Origin of the sequence: Micromonospora sp. RP3T, assembly GCF_003027925.1 — a bacterium.
Lineage (GTDB): Bacteria > Actinomycetota > Actinomycetes > Mycobacteriales > Micromonosporaceae > Micromonospora.
The window spans coordinates 84,199-99,565 of the sequence record NZ_PYPS01000023.1; the positions used below are offsets into that span (position 1 = coordinate 84,199).

General features: G+C 74.5%; 14 protein-coding genes. 5 read left to right on the top strand and 9 right to left on the bottom strand.

Annotated elements, in window-relative coordinates; all coding sequences use genetic code 11:
• Nucleotides 1-52: 52 nt before the first annotated feature.
• Nucleotides 53-322 (top strand): DUF6458 family protein, encoded by a 270-nt coding sequence (locus C8054_RS19355; protein ID WP_013283345.1) that lies wholly within the window; start codon nt 53-55, stop codon nt 320-322.
• A gap of 92 nt (nt 323-414) precedes the next feature.
• On the opposite strand, the gene C8054_RS19360 is transcribed toward C8054_RS19355, so the two are convergent.
• A complete protein-coding gene (locus C8054_RS19360; RefSeq protein WP_107158211.1) occupies nt 415-945 on the bottom strand; it encodes a histidine phosphatase family protein in 531 nt (176 codons plus the stop codon).
• A 115-nt stretch (nt 946-1,060) separates the two neighbouring features.
• Between C8054_RS19360 and C8054_RS19365 the strand changes: the two genes are divergently transcribed.
• A complete protein-coding gene (locus tag C8054_RS19365) occupies nt 1,061-1,351 on the top strand; it encodes a DUF6458 family protein (RefSeq protein WP_107158212.1) in 291 nt (96 codons plus the stop codon).
• Nucleotides 1,352-1,457: 106 nt separating this feature from the next.
• Here C8054_RS19365 and C8054_RS19370 read toward each other — a convergent pair whose 3' ends face one another.
• Entirely contained in the window at nt 1,458-2,135 is a 678-nt protein-coding gene (locus tag C8054_RS19370; RefSeq protein WP_107158213.1) for a hemolysin III family protein, read from the bottom strand.
• Between the two features lie 75 nt (nt 2,136-2,210).
• Between C8054_RS19370 and C8054_RS19375 the strand changes: the two genes are divergently transcribed.
• Genes C8054_RS19375 through C8054_RS19385 form a run of 3 tightly spaced genes read left to right on the top strand, consistent with a single transcriptional unit; the run spans nt 2,211 to nt 4,475 of the window.
• Nucleotides 2,211-2,825 carry an allophanate hydrolase subunit 1 gene (locus C8054_RS19375; protein ID WP_107158214.1) on the top strand — a complete coding sequence of 205 codons (615 nt, stop codon included), beginning with the start codon at nt 2,211-2,213 and terminating at the stop codon, nt 2,823-2,825.
• Entirely contained in the window at nt 2,822-3,751 is a 930-nt protein-coding gene (locus C8054_RS19380; RefSeq protein ID WP_107158215.1) for a biotin-dependent carboxyltransferase family protein, read from the top strand. Before C8054_RS19375 ends, C8054_RS19380 begins: the two co-directional genes overlap by 4 nt.
• Nucleotides 3,726-4,475 (top strand): LamB/YcsF family protein, encoded by a 750-nt coding sequence (locus C8054_RS19385; RefSeq protein WP_107158216.1) that lies wholly within the window; start codon nt 3,726-3,728, stop codon nt 4,473-4,475. Before C8054_RS19380 ends, C8054_RS19385 begins: the two co-directional genes overlap by 26 nt.
• 50 nt (nt 4,476-4,525) lie before the next feature.
• On the opposite strand, the gene C8054_RS19390 is transcribed toward C8054_RS19385, so the two are convergent.
• The 7 genes from C8054_RS19390 to C8054_RS19415 all read right to left on the bottom strand — a co-directional run bounded on the left by C8054_RS19390 (nt 4,526) and on the right by C8054_RS19415 (nt 15,320).
• Nucleotides 4,526-6,358, bottom strand: coding sequence for an NHL domain-containing thioredoxin family protein (locus C8054_RS19390; protein WP_107158217.1), 1,833 nt, complete (start codon nt 6,356-6,358; stop codon nt 4,526-4,528).
• 95 nt (nt 6,359-6,453) lie between these two features.
• On the bottom strand, nt 6,454-9,759 hold the full coding sequence (locus C8054_RS19395) for a hypothetical protein (RefSeq protein WP_107158218.1): 3,306 nt from the start codon (nt 9,757-9,759) through the stop codon (nt 6,454-6,456).
• 345 nt (nt 9,760-10,104) lie between these two features.
• Nucleotides 10,105-10,242, bottom strand: coding sequence for a hypothetical protein (locus C8054_RS32325; protein WP_199199845.1), 138 nt, complete (start codon nt 10,240-10,242; stop codon nt 10,105-10,107).
• 220 nt (nt 10,243-10,462) lie between these two features.
• The gene (locus tag C8054_RS19400) at nt 10,463-11,947 is read right to left on the bottom strand and encodes a dihydrolipoamide acetyltransferase family protein (protein WP_107158219.1); all 1,485 of its coding nucleotides are present in this window, start codon (nt 11,945-11,947) and stop codon (nt 10,463-10,465) included.
• A gap of 5 nt (nt 11,948-11,952) precedes the next feature.
• Complete coding sequence (locus tag C8054_RS19405) at nt 11,953-12,942, bottom strand: alpha-ketoacid dehydrogenase subunit beta (RefSeq protein WP_107158220.1); 990 nt, start codon at nt 12,940-12,942, stop codon at nt 11,953-11,955.
• Nucleotides 12,942-14,120, bottom strand: coding sequence for a pyruvate dehydrogenase (acetyl-transferring) E1 component subunit alpha (gene pdhA / locus C8054_RS19410; RefSeq protein ID WP_107158221.1), 1,179 nt, complete (start codon nt 14,118-14,120; stop codon nt 12,942-12,944). Before pdhA ends, C8054_RS19405 begins: the two co-directional genes overlap by 1 nt.
• 609 nt (nt 14,121-14,729) lie before the next feature.
• Complete coding sequence (locus tag C8054_RS19415; RefSeq protein ID WP_233219724.1) at nt 14,730-15,320, bottom strand: hypothetical protein; 591 nt, start codon at nt 15,318-15,320, stop codon at nt 14,730-14,732.
• Between the last annotated feature and the right edge of the window lie 47 nt (nt 15,321-15,367).

The window sequence follows — 15,367 nt, forward strand, 5'->3', positions numbered from 1 at the left end:
GACCACGACCGGAGTACGCCCAAGGGCCACCGCACGGGGGAGTGCAGCGCACATGGGCATTGGCAGCGCCATCTTTCTCATCGCGCTCGGCGCGATCATGACCTTCGCCATCCGGGCCAACGTCTGGTGGATCGACCTGCGCGCGGTCGGCTGGGTCTTCATCCTGGCCGGGCTGGGCGTCCTGCTGACCACGTTGTGGTTCTGGCAGGACCGTCGCAAGCGGGCTCGCACGCTCATCGTGGAGGAGAACCGGCTCTCCCACCCGACCGCGATGATGCCGCCGCCGCCCGACCCGCCGCCGCCGACGGCCCCGCCGTCCTGACCGCCCCGCCCCGCTGCCGGTGCCTCGCGCGGCGGGTTAAGAAGGGGCCCCGCCTCTACCGAATGCGTTAACAGGGGGCCCCTCCTTGCACTTCAGCTGCGGGCGGTGTGGCGGGTGGTGAGGGGGGCGCGCGAGAGCGCGGCCCACTCGGTGGTGGGCTCGTGCACCACCAGGTCGGTGGTGCGCAGGCCCTCGGGGTCCGCCCGCTCGGGGTCGAGCAGCGCCGAGAGCAGTGAGATGCCCGGGTTGTGCGCGACCAGCAGCACCGTGCCGGCCGCCGGATCCACCGACCGGACCAGCTCCAGCAGCTCGTCCGGATGCGCCTCGTACGCGGTCGGCTCGTAGCGGACGGCGGGGGCCGGGCCCGCCGGGCCGCCCTCCGGCGGGGACCCGGCCAGGCCCAGCGCCACCCCGTGCCAGGTCTGCCGGGTGCGTCGGGCCGGCGAGCAGAGCACCACGTCGGGGAGCAGCCCGTGCCGGGCCAGCCAGGCGCCGGCCGCCGCGGCGTCGGCGTGACCCCGCGCGGTCAGTGGTCGTTCCGCGTCCGGGGCGTCCCGGGACTGCTCGGCCTTGGCGTGCCGCAACAGCACCAATGTCCGCTGCCGGTTCCTGCCGTCCGTCATCCGCCCAGCTTGCCTGATTGGCGATCGGAGCGCCTGGGTATGTCGATGTGTGCCGCTACCTCATCCATGGCCGCGGCGGGCAGAAACGCCAGCAGGACGCCAAGGAGGCGACGTCATGGGCATCGGTGCCAGCATCTTCCTCATCGCGCTCGGCGCGATCTTCGCGTTCGCCATCGACGCCAACCTGGGATGGCTGAACCTCAACGTGGTGGGCTGGGTGCTCATGCTCGCCGGTCTCGCCGGTCTGCTCACGACGCTCTACTTCTGGAACAGCCGCCGCCGCGTGGTCGCCGCGCCGGTGCGTCAGCAGGTCGTCGCCGAGCCGGTGGTGCCGGTGCAGGGCGACCGGGTCGTGCGCGAGGAGTACCGCGAGGTGCGCCGCCCGGGCTCGGGCTACCCGGCCTGACCCACCCCGAGACCTGAGGGCCCCGCAACGGCGCGGGGCCCTCGTGCATGTCCGGGCCGGCTTTGTCCGGGCCGGCTTCGGACGGGCCGGCTTCGGGCGGACGGGCTCAGGCGAACAGCGCGAAGTAGATCGCGATGTGGTGGCAGATCGCCGCGACCAGCGTGCACGCGTGGAAGAACTCGTGGTGGCCGAAGACGGTGGGCCACGGGTTCGGCCGGCGTAGCGCGTAGAACACCGCGCCCACGCTGTAGATCGCGCCGCCCACGCTCAGCAGCACCAGCGCGGTGACGCCGCCGGAGTGCAGGATCTCCGGCAGCATCGCCACCGCCACCCAGCCGAGCGCCAGATAGAGCGGGGCGGAGACCCAGCGGGGCGCGTGCGGCCAGATCAGCTTGACCGCGACGCCGGCCAGCGCGCCGCCCCAGACCAGGCTGAGCATGATCGTGGCGTGCCGGGTGTCCAGCAGCAGCGCACAGAACGGGGTGTAGGTGCCGGCGATGAACACGAAGATCATCGAGTGGTCCATCCGGCGCATGATCTGATAGCCGCGTTCGGACCAGACCCGCCGGTGGTAGAGCGCGCTGGTGCCGAAGAGCCCGCACACGGTGAGGCTGTAGATCAGGCAGCTCACCAGCGGCGCCCAGCCGGGCCGGGTGGCGGCGATCGAACAGAGGACGATGCCGCAGACGAGCGCGGCGAAGAACGCGTACGCGTGGAGCCAGCCGCGCATGCGCGGCTTTCCGATGTCGACCGGCCGGAGCCGGAGCGGTGCGGAGGTGGTCACCTCATCAGGTTACGACACCGTAGGTTACTTGCAAGTAGTGTGGACCGTCACGCCCGACGACGCGAGGATGACCGGATGCGGATCCGACCCGTCGGGGCGCACGCCCTGCTGCTCGACTGCGACGACCCCGACCAGGTCGAGGCGTGGCGCGCCGAGCTGTGGCACCGGCGCGCGGCCGGTGAGCTGGCCGCCGTCGAGATCGTCCCCGCCGCGGTCACCGTCCTGCTCGACGGTGTGCCCGACCCGGCGGCCACCGCCGCGCGGATCGCCGGCTGGCGGCCCCGGAACACCACCGGCCGCTCCACCGCCGCCGAGGTCCGGGTGCCCGTCACGTACGACGGCGAAGACCTGCCCACCGTCGCCGGCCACTGGGGCGTCGACGTGTCGACAGTGGTCGACCGGCTGCGGCGTACCGAGTTCCGCGTCGCGTTCTGCGGCTTCGCACCCGGGTTCGCCTACCTCACCGGGCTGCCGCCCGAGCTGGCCGTGCCGCGCCTCACCACCCCGCGTACCCAGGTGCCGGCCGGCTCGGTCGCGCTGGCCGGCCCGTACGCGGGCATCTACCCCGCCGCCTCACCCGGCGGCTGGCTGCTGGTCGGGCGGACCGAGCTGACCCTCTTCGACGTGCGTGCCGACCCGCCGGCCCGGCTCACGCCCGGCACCCGCCTCCGGTTCGTCGACATCCCATGATCGAGGTGCTGCGGGCCGGCGCGCTCACCACCGTCCAGGACCAGGGCCGGCCCGGCTGGGCGCACCTCGGCGTGCCCCGGTCCGGCGCGCTCGACCCGGCCGCCCTGCGCCTGGCCAACCGCCTCGCCGGCAACCCGGAGCACGCCGCCGGCCTGGAGATCACCCTGACCGGGTGCGTGCTGCGCGTCACCCGGGCGGTCACCGTGGCGCTCACCGGCGCCCCCGCCGACGTGCTCGTCGAGCAGCGTTCACGGACCGCCGGCCCAGGGCCCGCCGAGGGGCGCCCAGCCGGGCGGCTCCCCGGCGAGGTCGAGCGGCGCCCCGGCGACGTCGGGCGACCGCTGACGTTGCCGGCCGGCGCGGTGCTGCGGATCGGTCCGGCCCACGCCGGGGTCCGGACCTGGCTGGCCGTCAGCGGTGGGATCGCTGTCGAGCCGGTCCTCGGCAGCCGGTCCACCGACACGCTCTCCGGCCTCGGACCGCCGCCGCTGCGCGACGGGGACCGGCTGCCGCTGGGCACACCGGCCGGCCCGCCGCCCCCGGTGGACCTCACCGTCACCCGGCCGGTGCCGACCGAGGTGTCGCTGACCGTGCGCCCCGGCCCTCGGCAGGACTGGTTCACGCCCGCCGCGCTAGACCTGCTGCACGGCAGCGCGTACACCGTCGGGTCGGACAGCAACCGGGTCGGCGCGCGGCTGGCCGGCGCCGCCCTGCCCCGCGCGGTGGCCGGCGAACTGCCGAGCGAGGGCCTGGTGCTCGGCGCGGTGCAGGTGCCACCGAACGGCCAGCCGCTGATCTTCCTGGCCGACCACCCCACCACCGGTGGCTACCCGGTCATCGGGGTGGTGGACGACGTGACAGCGCTCGCCCAGGCCCGCCCGGGGACTACGGTGAGGTTCCATGGACCTCAACGCGGATCTCGGTGAGGGATTCGGTAGCTGGCGGCTCGGCGACGACGAGGCGCTGCTCGGGCTGATCAGCTCCGCCAACGTGGCCTGCGGCTTCCACGCCGGGGACGCGGCCACCATGCACCGGGTGTGCGCCGCCGCCGCCGAACGCGGCGTCGCGGTCGGCGCGCAGGTCGGCTATCGGGACCTCGCCGGCTTCGGCCGCCGACACATCGCCTACGACTTCGCCGAGCTGCGGGACGAGACGATCTACCAGCTCGGGGCGCTCGACGCGTTCTGCCGGCTCTACCGGACCCGGGTGCGCTACCTCAAGCCGCACGGCGCGCTATACCACGCGGCGGCGTGCGACGAGGCGCAGGCCGCCGCGCTGGTGGCGGCGATCAGCGGGTACGACCACGAGCTGCCGGTGCTCTGCCAGCCCGGCACCGTGCTCGCCCAGCTCGCGGTCGGCGCCGGCCTGCGGGTGGTGGCCGAGGGCTTCGCCGACCGCAACTACCTGCCCAACGGGGCGTTGGTGCCGCGCAGCGCCCCGAACGCGCTGGTGACCGACCCGGACCAGGTCGCCGTGCGGGCCGTCCGGATGGCGGTCGAGCGGACCGTGGTCGCGGTCGACGGCAGCGTGGTCTCCTGCCCCGTCGAGTCGATCTGCCTGCACGGCGACACACCCGGCGCGGTGCGGTGCGCCGAACTGGTCCGGGCCGCACTCGTCGACGCGGGGGTCACGCTCACTCCGTTCGGGTGAAAGGAGGGGCCCCCGGTTAACGCATTCTGCATAGGAGGGGGCCCCTCTTATCACTCGTCGAGGCCGCGCAGCACCAGCGGGAGACGGGTGGCGCCGTCGGTGACCACCCGGACCGGCACGCCCCAGTCCTGGCGGGTCAGGTGGCAGGCGGCGTGCTCGACGTCGGCGTCACAGGTCGCCGCCTGGGCGGTCACCTGCAACACCCCCTGCGCCACGTCCCCGCTGACCACCAGCCGCCGGGACAGGTCGGTGGTCGTGCCGGCGCCGTCGACCAGCAGCTCCGGTGGGGACGCCGAGACCACCAGCCGGGTCGACGGCCCGTACGTGTCGTCGAGCTTCTGCCCCGGCGCCGGCGTGAAGATCACGTCAAGCGTCAGTTCCCCGGCCGCCACGTCCGTGGGCTTGCGTTCCATCCGGTGCCGGGCACCCGCCACCGTGCTCGCGCCGGCCGCCGTCAGCGCGCCGGGCGCCAGCCGGGTCAACCGGTGCGCGGCCGACTCGACCACCAGCACCTCCCCCGCCGGGGTGACCACCAGGTCGCTCGGCTCGGCCAACCCGTCGGCAACGGTCGCGACCTGGCCGGTCGCCGGATCGAAGCGGCGCACCGCGCCGTTGTACGTGTCCGCGATCAGCACCGAGCCGTCCGGCAGCGCGCACACGCCCAGCGGATGCTGGAGCAACGCCTGATCGGCCGGGCCGTCGACGTGCCCGAAGTCGAACAGCCCCTGACCCACGGCGGTGTGCATCTCGCCCGCCTCGACCCAGCGGACCGCGCTGGTCTCGCTGTCGGCGATCCAGAGCCGGGAACCGTCGGCCGAGACGGACAATCCGGACGGCTGAGCCATCCAGACGTCCGGCAGCGGACCGTCCCGCAGCGCCTCGACCGTGGTGCCGGCGTACATGCCGGCGGTCCGCTTGATCGGGTCGAACCACCAGAGCTGGTGGATGCCGGCCATCGCCACGACCACCCGGTCGTCGTACCAGGCCACGTCCCAGGGGGAGGAGAGGTCGACGGCGCGCGCGTCGTGCGCGTGGTCGTCGACCGTCGAGCGCCACTGCCGCCCGGTGCCGGCCACGGTCACCACCTCGCCGGTCTCCAGCCGTACGCCGCGCAGCAGGTGGTTGACCGTGTCCGCGACGACCAGGTCGTAGCCGGCCACCTCGGCCACGTGCGGGGGCAGCAGGCAGAGCCCCTGCGGCTCGGCGAACGTCGCGCCGGCCGCCGGGCCGTCGGTGCGGCCACGGGTGCCCGCGCCGATCCGCCGCACCACGGTCTCCGCGTCCGGTGTCAGCTCGACCAGGGAGTGCCGGGCCGAGTCGGAGACCAGCAGGTTGCCGCCGTCGAGCGGGACGACCTTGCCGGGGAAGCGCAGTGCCGTCTCCGGCTCGGCCGGCGGGACGTACGGGCCCTCGCCCCGGTGCAGCGTGCCCTTCGCCTCGTGTGTGGCGATCAGGTCGTCGACCAGCCGGGCCAGCCCTTCGGCGTGCCCCTCGCCGGCCATGGTGGCCACCACGTAGCCCTCCGGGTCGATCACCGACAGCGTCGGCCAGGCCTTCGCCGCGTACTGCTGCCACATGTCCATCTCGGGGTCGTCGAGCACCGGGTGGTGCACGCCGTACCGCTCGACGGCCGCGGCCAGCGCGTCCGGGTCCTTCTCGTGCTCGAACTTCGGCGAGTGCACCCCGATCACGACCAGCACGTCGCCGTACTTCTCCTCGAGCGGGCGCAGCTCGTCCAGCACGTGCAGGCAGTTGATGCAGCAGAAGGTCCAGAAATCCAGCAAAACGATCTTGCCACGCAGGTCGGCCAGCGTGACGGCTCTGCCGCCGGTGTTCAGCCAGCCACGACCGCGCAGCTCAGGTGCCCGTACTCGTGCGCTCATCCCCCCATGGTGCCGCACCACCGACCTCCCGGCGTGTGGGGTGGGGACAACGTGAAGCGCCCGTCCCCGGAGGGGACGGGCGCTTCACGGGAGAGTTACTGGCCGGCCGGCTTCAGGCAGAGCACCCGGTTGGTGCCGCCGCCCTGGAGGACGACAGTGGGCTGGGACAGGTCGGCGCACTTGTCCTTGTTGTCCACCTTCGACACCACGGTGAACGCGCCCTGCTCGCCGCAGTCCGCAGCCACGGCGGTCGTGCCGGTCTGCTTGATGCAGGAGCCGACCGCCGGGTCGAAGCCCGCTGGCTTGTCGTCACCGCCGATCTTGCCGAGCAGGGTGAGCAGGCCGAGCGGCACGGCGAGGATCAGCACGGCCGCGATGAGCACCAGGGCCAGCACCCGACCGTTGCGCACCTTCGGCGTGGGCGCCTCGGTCTTCGGCTCGGCGTCCGGCTTGAACGCGTCGAAGCGGCCCTGATCCGAGTCGTCGGCCGGCCCTTCCGGGGACCAGGCCGGCGGGGCCTGCGGGGAGGGCGGCGGGAACGCGGGCGGGAAGCCGCCCGGCTCACCCCCGGGACCCTGACCCGGTACGGCGACCGAGGCACGCCCACCGGCCGGCGGACCGTACGCGTCCTGCTGGCCACCCGGACCGCCGAACGGGTCGGGACGGCCACCGGGGCCGCCGTACGCGTCCTGGTGGCCACCCGGGCCCCCGTACGCGTCCTGGTGGCCGCCCGGACCGCCGAACGGGTTCTGCTGGCCGCCGGGGCCGCCGAAGGAGTCGCGTGACCCGCCGGGCTGCTCGTCGTCCTGCGGGTGCACCCCGTTGGCGGGGCGGTTGTTGCCGGGCGGGTCCACGAAGGACGGCACGCCGACCGGGAACGGCGGCGGGCCGGCCGGCGAGGACGGCCGGTCGCCGTATCCGCGCGGGTCGTCGTCGGACCGGGACTGTGGCCCGCCGTAGCCGGGGGGACCGTCCTGGCCGGGGTAGCCGTGCGGACCGTCGGACCGCGACTGCGGCCCGCCGAAGGCGGGTGCGTCGTCCGGCCGGGAGTGCGGTCCACCGAAGCCGGGTGCGTCGTCGGAGCGGGACTGCTGGCCGGCGAAGTGGGGTGCGTCGTCAGCACGCCCCTGCGGCCCGGCGAAGCCGTGTCCGTCGTCGCCCCGGGACGGGGACCCGCCGAAGCCGTGTCCGTCGTCACCCCGGGACGGGGGCCCGAAGTCGGGTCCGTCGTCCGGTCGGGCCTGCGGGCCGGCGAAGGCGGACGGAGCGTCCTGACCGGGGTAGCCGTGCGCGTCGTCCGCCTCCGGGGCGTCCTCGGGCTCCGGTCGGGTCGGCCGGCCGTACACCCGGGGCTGCGGCGTGGACGCGCCGGTCGGATGTGCCGCCTGGTCGGCCGGCGGGGTGACCCGGCTGGCCACCGGGACGGAGGCGCTGGCCGAAACCGGACCGGCGGTGCCGGTCTCGGGCGAGGTGCGCGGGCCGGGAAGGACCGGACCAGCCGGCGACTGCGGCTCCTCAGGTGCGGACCGGGGGGCGCCCCAGCCGGCGTCAGCGCGCTCCGGCTCGTACGCCTGGGGTGCATGCTCGGCCGGGCCGAACTGCGCGGCGGCGGGATGGTCGACGGGCGGTGAGGCCGCCAGCGCGGCCCCCGGCACCCGCTGGCTCTGTGCGGGCAGTGGTACCGCGTGGCCGGGTGAGATGCCCGGTGCGGGCGCGGGCTGGTAGACCGGTCCGTCCTCGGCGGGCTGCCAGCCGCGCGACGGTGCCGGCGGTGACTCGTCGGCGTGGCCCCATGCCTCGGCGGGCGACCAGGGTTCGGCGGACGCCCGCTCGTCCTGGTTACCGCCCCACCCGGGCCGGGCCGGCTCCGCCGGCCGCTCGGTCTCCCGCTGCTGCGGTCCGGCTGCGGCACCGCCCCAACCGCCGGCCGGTCCCTCGCCGCCACGCTGCGGCAGCGCCGGAGCGCGGCGGCTGGCGGCCTGGTCGTCGGCGTCACGTTGCGGCACCGCGGGTGCGTCGTGCCAGCCACCGGCCTGGTCGTCGGCGTCGCGTTGCGGCCGGGCGGGGGCGTCGTTCCAGCCCGCGGGGTGGGGCTGATTCGACTCGCCCCAGCCGGCCGGCTGCGGGACCTCGGCCGCGCCGGCGGCGCGCCCGCCGGCGGCCCAACCGCCGGAGCGGTCCGGGTCGTCGTCCCGAGTGGAACCGTCCCGGCCGCCCACCCGGTTCTCTCCCTGCGGGGCGGGCCAGCCGCCGGACCGGGCCGGCTCGTCGTGCTGCTGCCCGCCGGCCGCCTGCCAACCGCCGGAACGGTGCGGGTCGTCCTCGGTGCGGGTGGAGCGGCTGTCCTGGTCGGACTGCTCCGGAGTGGACCACGCCTGCTCGGGCCGGACGGCGCCGGGCACGGAGACCTTGGCGGCGGCCCGGGCGGTCGGCTCGGGCGGAGGCCAGGTGGCTCCGCTCTGCTGGCCGGGCGGAACCCAGGCCGGCTGGGTGTCGCGCGGGTTCCAACCGCCGGACCGGTCATCCGGCTGCGCGGCGGGCTGCTCGTCGCGGCGGTTCCAGCCACCGGAGCGGCTCGGGTCGTCCGGCTGCGCCCCGGGCTGCTCGTCGCGGCGGTTCCAACCGCCGGAGCGATTCGGGTCGTCCGACTGGGCTGCGGTGCCGACGGCCCAGCCTCCGGAGTGGCCGGCGTCATCGCCCTGCTGCGCGGCAGGGGTGAATCCGCCGGAGCGGTGCGGGTCGTCCGAGCCGGCGGGGGTGACCCAGGACTCGTTCGGCACGGTGGCCGGCGCCGGGACGTAGCCGGTGCCCCGCGCGCCCGCCTCGGGCTGCGCCCAGGCGGGCTGCTCCCCGGCGGCGCCGCGGGTGGGACGGTGCTGCTCGGCGGCCCAGGCGGGCGGCGTCGGCTCGGCGGGACCGCCCGACGTCGGGGCCCAGGCCGGCGGTGCCGGCTCGGCGGAGGCGTCCGGACGGGCCGACTCGCCCGGCCCCCACGCGGGAGCACCCGGACCGGAGCCGGCCCAGGCCGGTGCGCCCGGCTCGGGGCCACGCTCGCTGGAGCCGGCCCAGGCCGGTGCGCCCTGCTCGGAGCCGGCCCAGGCGGGCTGTGCGCCCCGGCCGCCCGACTCGGCGGGCGGGGGCACCTGGGCGGTGGCGCGACCGGTGACGTGCTGGCCGGCGGGCGGGGCCCAGGCGGGCGGCTGGTCGTCGGCCGCGGGCCAGGCCGGAGCCGGCGGGGCGGGCCGACCGGCCGGCGGGGGCGGGGCCCAGCCGAGGTCGGGCGTGCCGTTGTACCCGTTGTCCTGCTGCGCCGGCTGGTCGCCGTACGGCACCGGTCCGCCGGTGCCCGGCGACACCTCGCCCGGCTCCTGGCCGGGGTGGTGCGGAGCCTCGGACGTCATGGGTGCTCCTCCTCCATCACAGGTCGACCGCCGATGCCGGCCGGGGACCGTCGGCATGGCTGCCGGCGTCGCCGGCGGGTACCGGCCGTGCGGGCTCCCCGCACGGTATCCGGTGGCCGCCCGGGGACGCTCGGGGGAGCATCGGCCGTCACCGAAAGTCACCGGCCGACGTCGATGAGTTTCACTCTCCGCGTCGGTCCGGAGCAGCCGGTTGGCGACCGTGCCAACCGTACCGGGCGGTGCGGCGGGGTGGAATCCCGGTGCCGGACGACGTGGAACGCCGAAGACCCGCCCGGGGTGCCGGGCGGGTCTTCTCCACTGGAGGAGTGCGGAACGTCGGTGGCGTCAGCTCATGTGACGCTGGGCGATGGCGAGAAGCTCTGCGCGGACCGCGGGCGAGTTGGCGGAACGCAGGGCGTGCTCGATGGCACGGGCCCGGCGGTTGGCGTCGCGGCGGGTGCGGATTCGCTCGATCATGCTCATCTTGGGTCTCTCCTCCTGGCTATTCGGTTGTCAGCCCTTGATGTCTCTATTTAAGCGCACCGCACGCATGATCGCCATCGATTACAAGGTGAGCTGAGCCACCTGCCTAAGGATCGTAGGCATCTTCATCACTGAGCCGATGATTCCTTCATCAACGGCAACGGCCGGTGTGCCGGGCGTTCACCCGTGGCACACCGGCCGTTGCCGGAGCGGTGGTACGTCAGGTCCAGGCGAGCAACGCCGCCTCCGGATCGGCCAGGAAGTCCCCGATGTCGCGCAGGAACTTCGACCCCAGCTCGCCGTCGATGATCCGGTGGTCGAAGGAGAGGCCGAGCGTGGTGACCTGCCGAACCTTCACCTTGCCCTTGTGCACCCACGGCTGCTCGCGTACCGCGCCGAAGGCGAGGATCGCCGACTCGCCCGGGGGCAGGATCGGCGTGCCGGTGTCGACGCCGAAGACGCCGACGTTGGTGATGGTGAGCGTGCCGCCGGACATGTCCGCCGGGGACGTCTTCCCCGACTTCGCGGTCTGCACCAGCGCCGTCATCGCGTCCGCCAGCTCACGCAGCGTCAGCCGGCCGGCGTCCTTGATGTTCGGCACGATCAGGCCGCGCTCGGTGGCCGCCGCGATGCCCAGGTTGACGTACTCCTTGACCACGATCTCGTCGCCGGCCCAGGTCGAGTTGACCATCGGGTACCGCTTGACCGCCAGCAGCACCGCCTTGGCGACCAGCAGCAGCGGCGAGACCCGCACGTCCCGCCACTCGCGCCGGTCGCGGAGCCGGTCCAGCGCCTTCATCGCCCGGGTCACGTCGACGGTCAGGAACTCCGTCACGTGCGGGGCGGTGAACGCCGAGCGGGCCATGTTCTCCGCGGTGAGCTTGCGTACCCCCTTGACCGGGATGCGCTGCTCGCGGTCCGCGCCGAAGCTCGCGGCCGACGCGGCCGACGTCGCCGCCGCGGTGACCGTCAGCGGCTCGGCCGCCGGGGTTCCACTCGCCGCCCGCTGTACGTCCTCGCGGGTGATCGAGCCGAGCGGACCGGAACCGGTCAGCGCGGCCAGGTCGACCCCGAGGTCCTTGGCGAGCTTGCGGACCGGCGGCTTGGCCAGCACCGGGCCGCCACCCGCCCGGCCGTTGCCGTTCAGCGCGGGCGTCGGGGCCACCGGGGCTGGAGCCGGGGCGGCCTGAACCGGGGTGACCGGCGCTGGAACGGCCTGCGCCGGAGCGGGCTGGACCGGGGCGGCGCCCTTGCGCGGGCGGCGCTTGGCCGGCGCGTTGCGCGGGCCGTAGCCGACCAGCACGGCGGTACGCCCACCCGGCGCCACGCCACCGATCAGGCCCGGCTCGACCATGCCCTCCTCGGGCGCCACCTCGACAGCGGCCAGCGAGGCCGCCGACGGGGAGGGCAGCTCGGCGGTGGGCGTGCCGGTCGTCGACTGCTCCACCGGCCCGGCGCCCGGGTCGGTGTCGATCGCGATGATCGGCACGCCGACCTCGACCGTCGAACCCTCCGGGTGGAAGATCGCCTGCACCCGGCCGGCCCACTTCGCCGGGATCTCGACCGCCGCCTTCGCGGTCTCCACCTCGACGATCGGCTGGTTCAGCTCGATGTCGTCGCCCACCTTGACCAGCCAGGCGAGGATCTCGCCCTCGGTCAGGCCCTCGCCCAGGTCGGGCAGGTTGAACTCCTTGATCCGGGACATGCCGCTCACCAGCCGAAGGTGCGGTCGACGGCGTCGAGCACCCGGTCGAGGTCCGGCAGGTACTCCTCCTCCACCCGCGCGGCCGGGTAGGGGACGTCGAAGCCGGTCACCCGCAGCACCGGGGACTCCAGGGAATAGAAGCACTCCTCGGTGATCCGGGCCGCGATCTCCGACCCGAGGCCCAGGTTGCCCGGCGCCTCGTGCACGACCACGCAGCGGCCGGTGCGCTTCACCGACTCGTACGCGGCGGTCAGGTCCAGCGGCGACAGCGTCCGCAGGTCGATGACCTCCAGCTCCCGGCCGTCCTCGGCGGCGGCGGTGGCCGCGTCCAGCGCGGTGCGCACCATCGGGCCGTACGCCAGCACGGTGGCGTCCGTGCCCGACCGGGCGACCCGCGCGCTGTGCAGCGGGTACGCGTCGGTGAGCGGGGCGTCCAGGTCGACCGGCCCCTTCTCCCAGTAGCGCCGCTTCGGCTCCAGGAACACGATCGGGTCGTCCGACGCGATGGCCTGCTGGATCATCACGTACGCGTCCTGCGGGTTCGCGCAGGTGACCACCTTGAGACCGGCGGTGTGCGCGAAGTACGCCTCGGGCGACTCCGAGTGGTGCTCGACCGCGCCGATGCCGCCGCCGTAGGGGATCCGGATGACCATCGGGATCCGCACCTTGCCCTGCGAGCGGTAGTGCATCTTCGCCACCTGCGACACGATCTGGTCGTACGCGGGGTAGACGAAGCCGTCGAACTGGATCTCGCAGACCGGCCGGAAGCCGCGGATGGCCAGGCCGACCGCGGTGCCGATGATGCCGGACTCGGCCAGCGGGGTGTCGATCACCCGCTGGTCGCCGAAGTCCTTCTGGAGGCCGTCGGTGATCCGGAACACGCCGCCGAGCTTGCCGACGTCCTCGCCCATGATGACGACCTTCTGGTCGTTCTCCAGGGCCCGTCGCAGACCGGTGTTGAGTGCCTTGCCGAGCGTGAGCGTCTCCGTGGCCATCAGTGCGCGCTCCCCTCGAACGACTCCATGTACTGCGAGAACCGGGCCCGCTGCTCGTCCAGCTCCGGGGAGCCGTGCGGGTAGACGTGGTCGAACATGCTGACCGGCTGCGGGTCCGGCATGTTGAGCACCCGCTCCCGCAGGTGCACCGACTCGGTACGGGCCTGCTCGTCGATCTCGGTGAAGAACGACTCGTCGACGATCTGCTGCTTGAGCAGGAACGCCTTCATCCGGGCGATCGGGTCCTTGGCCTGCCAGGCCTCGACCTCGCTGGCGATCCGGTAACGCGTCGGGTCGTCCGAGGTGGTGTGCGCCCCCATCCGGTAGGTGTACGCCTCGATCAGGGACGGGCCCTGGCCGCTGCGCGCGGTGTCCAGCGCGTGCCGGGTCACCGCGTACGAGGCGAGCACGTCGTTGCCGTCGACCCGGACGCCGGGGAAGCCGAAACCGCCGGCCCGCCGGTAGAGCGGGACGCGGGTCTGGCGCTCCAGCGGCTCGGAGATGGCGTACTGGTTGTTCTGGCAGAAGAAGACCAGCGGCGCGTTGAACACGCTGGCCCAGACGAACGACTCGTTGACGTCGCCCTGGCTGGTGGCGCCGTCACCGAAGTAGGCGATCACCGCCTCGCCGTCCTCGCCGCCGGTCTTGCCGTCCATGGCGACGCCCATGGCGTACCCGGTCGCGTGCAGGGTCTGCGCCCCGATGACGATCGTGTACATGTTGAACTTGAACTCGTTCGGGTCCCAGCCGCCCTGGTCGACGCCGCGGAACAGGCCGAGCGGCATGATCGGGTCGATGCCGCGGCAGTAGAGGACGCCGTGCTCCCGGTAGGTCGGGAACGCCATGTCCTGCGCGCGCAGCGCCCGGCCGGAGCCCACCTGCGCGGCCTCCTGGCCCAGCAGGCTCGCCCACAGGCCCAGCTCGCCCTGGCGTTGCAGGGCGGTCGCCTCGGCGTCGAGCTTGCGGACCAGCACGAGGTCGCGGTAGAGCCCGCGGTACTCCTCGTCGGTGAAGTCGACGCGGTACTCGGTCCCGTCCGGGCCGAGCGCGGTCTCGATCCGCTCGCCTTCCGGCGTGAGCAGCTGTACGAGTTCCGGTTCGCCGGTCGCGGCGGCGCGCCTGGTACGGGGTGCGGCCCGCTTGCTGCGGGTGGCGGCCCCGGGGTCGCCCTTTGCCATCGGTCTCTCCCTGTCTGTCTGCGCCGCCGGGGGTGACCCGAGCCGCGCACCTCGTGCGCCCGCCCGGCTGCTGCCGGGTCGGTCCCTGGCGACCGCGCCTAGCCCCGGTGAGGGTTGCCGCGCGGCGTGAGCCGGGGTCCGTCGGGGGACCCAGGCCCGGGAGCGCCGGCGCCGTTCCGCACCAGCCGCGGGGTGCGCGGAGGTAGCGGCTGCGTTGCCGTCGTGCCTGAATGATTGCAGAGGAGGTGAGCGGGCCCACAGTATGGCCTCCCCCGTCGGTGAGCTTCCATCGGCTTCGCGACGGATGAGCGCTTTTGTCCCGACAGGTAACGGGCCCTCGGCGGACAAAATGTGTGTCGACACGCGGTTGCGGCTGGTGAACTGACTGTCACTCGGTCAAGCTGGCGTTGAGCGCTCACGCGGCTTTTGTCCGGATATTCGGGCGTGCTGTTCCGTTCCGTCGACGCGTACGAGGAGTGTGCCGGTGTCCGAACCAGAGGGTCCTCCCGGAGCCCCCTTCCTGGGCCGGCACCGGGCCCTGCCCGCCGCCCGCTACCGCCGGGTGGTCGGCGCGCACCGTGCCCCCGGCGTCGGTGGCCCGAGCCGGGGCTACCTGCTGACCGTGGCGCTGCTCGCCGGCACCGCCTCGATGCCCATCCTGGCCGCCATCAGCACCGGCTCGGCGACCGTGGGGAACAGCGCCCTGCCCGACGCCGGCACGCCGTTCATCCCGACGCCCTCGGTCGGGCCGGTGGTCATCCCGCTGCCCCGGACCACCCCGGCCCCGGTGCCGACGGCGTCCACGCCCGCGGTCGACGCCGTCACCACCACCGCGCCGCCGCGACCGGCGTTCCCGGCCGCCCCGATCCCGCCCGACCGGAGCGACCTCGGCTCCGCGCGTCGGTCCCGGCCGGCCACCGCGCCGGTGGCGCCACTCGAACCGCCTCGGCCCACACCGGTCCGGCCGCCGCGGCCGTCGCCGGTGCCCTCGCCCTCGCCCTCGGCGTCCGACCCGGCGCAGGATCCGGTCCCGGTGCCCGAGCCCACCACCACCTCCTCCGCGCCCGCCCCCGAGCCGACCGGCACCTCGTCCGGACCGACCGCCGAGCCGACGTCCGGGCCCACCTCGGAGCCGTCCTCCGGGCCGACCGCCGAGCCGACGTCGTCCGGGCCCACCTCGGCGCCGACCTCCGGGCCCACGTCGGAGCCGAGTCAGGGGCCGTCGCCGAGTGGTGAGCCGGACCGGC

Coding starts and splice junctions, on each gene's coding strand:
- C8054_RS19380 (WP_107158215.1), top strand. CDS start 2,822: ATGATCGAGGTGCTGCGGGCCGGCGCGCTCACCACCGTCCAGGACCAG.
- C8054_RS19405 (WP_107158220.1), bottom strand. CDS start 12,942: ATGGCCACGGAGACGCTCACGCTCGGCAAGGCACTCAACACCGGTCTG.
- pdhA (WP_107158221.1), bottom strand. CDS start 14,120: ATGGCAAAGGGCGACCCCGGGGCCGCCACCCGCAGCAAGCGGGCCGCA.
- C8054_RS19390 (WP_107158217.1), bottom strand. CDS start 6,358: ATGAGCGCACGAGTACGGGCACCTGAGCTGCGCGGTCGTGGCTGGCTG.
- C8054_RS19365 (WP_107158212.1), top strand. CDS start 1,061: ATGGGCATCGGTGCCAGCATCTTCCTCATCGCGCTCGGCGCGATCTTC.
- C8054_RS19395 (WP_107158218.1), bottom strand. CDS start 9,759: ATGACGTCCGAGGCTCCGCACCACCCCGGCCAGGAGCCGGGCGAGGTG.
- C8054_RS19400 (WP_107158219.1), bottom strand. CDS start 11,947: ATGTCCCGGATCAAGGAGTTCAACCTGCCCGACCTGGGCGAGGGCCTG.
- C8054_RS19355 (WP_013283345.1), top strand. CDS start 53: ATGGGCATTGGCAGCGCCATCTTTCTCATCGCGCTCGGCGCGATCATG.
- C8054_RS19385 (WP_107158216.1), top strand. CDS start 3,726: ATGGACCTCAACGCGGATCTCGGTGAGGGATTCGGTAGCTGGCGGCTC.
- C8054_RS19375 (WP_107158214.1), top strand. CDS start 2,211: ATGCGGATCCGACCCGTCGGGGCGCACGCCCTGCTGCTCGACTGCGAC.
- C8054_RS19360 (WP_107158211.1), bottom strand. CDS start 945: ATGACGGACGGCAGGAACCGGCAGCGGACATTGGTGCTGTTGCGGCAC.
- C8054_RS32325 (WP_199199845.1), bottom strand. CDS start 10,242: ATGAGCATGATCGAGCGAATCCGCACCCGCCGCGACGCCAACCGCCGG.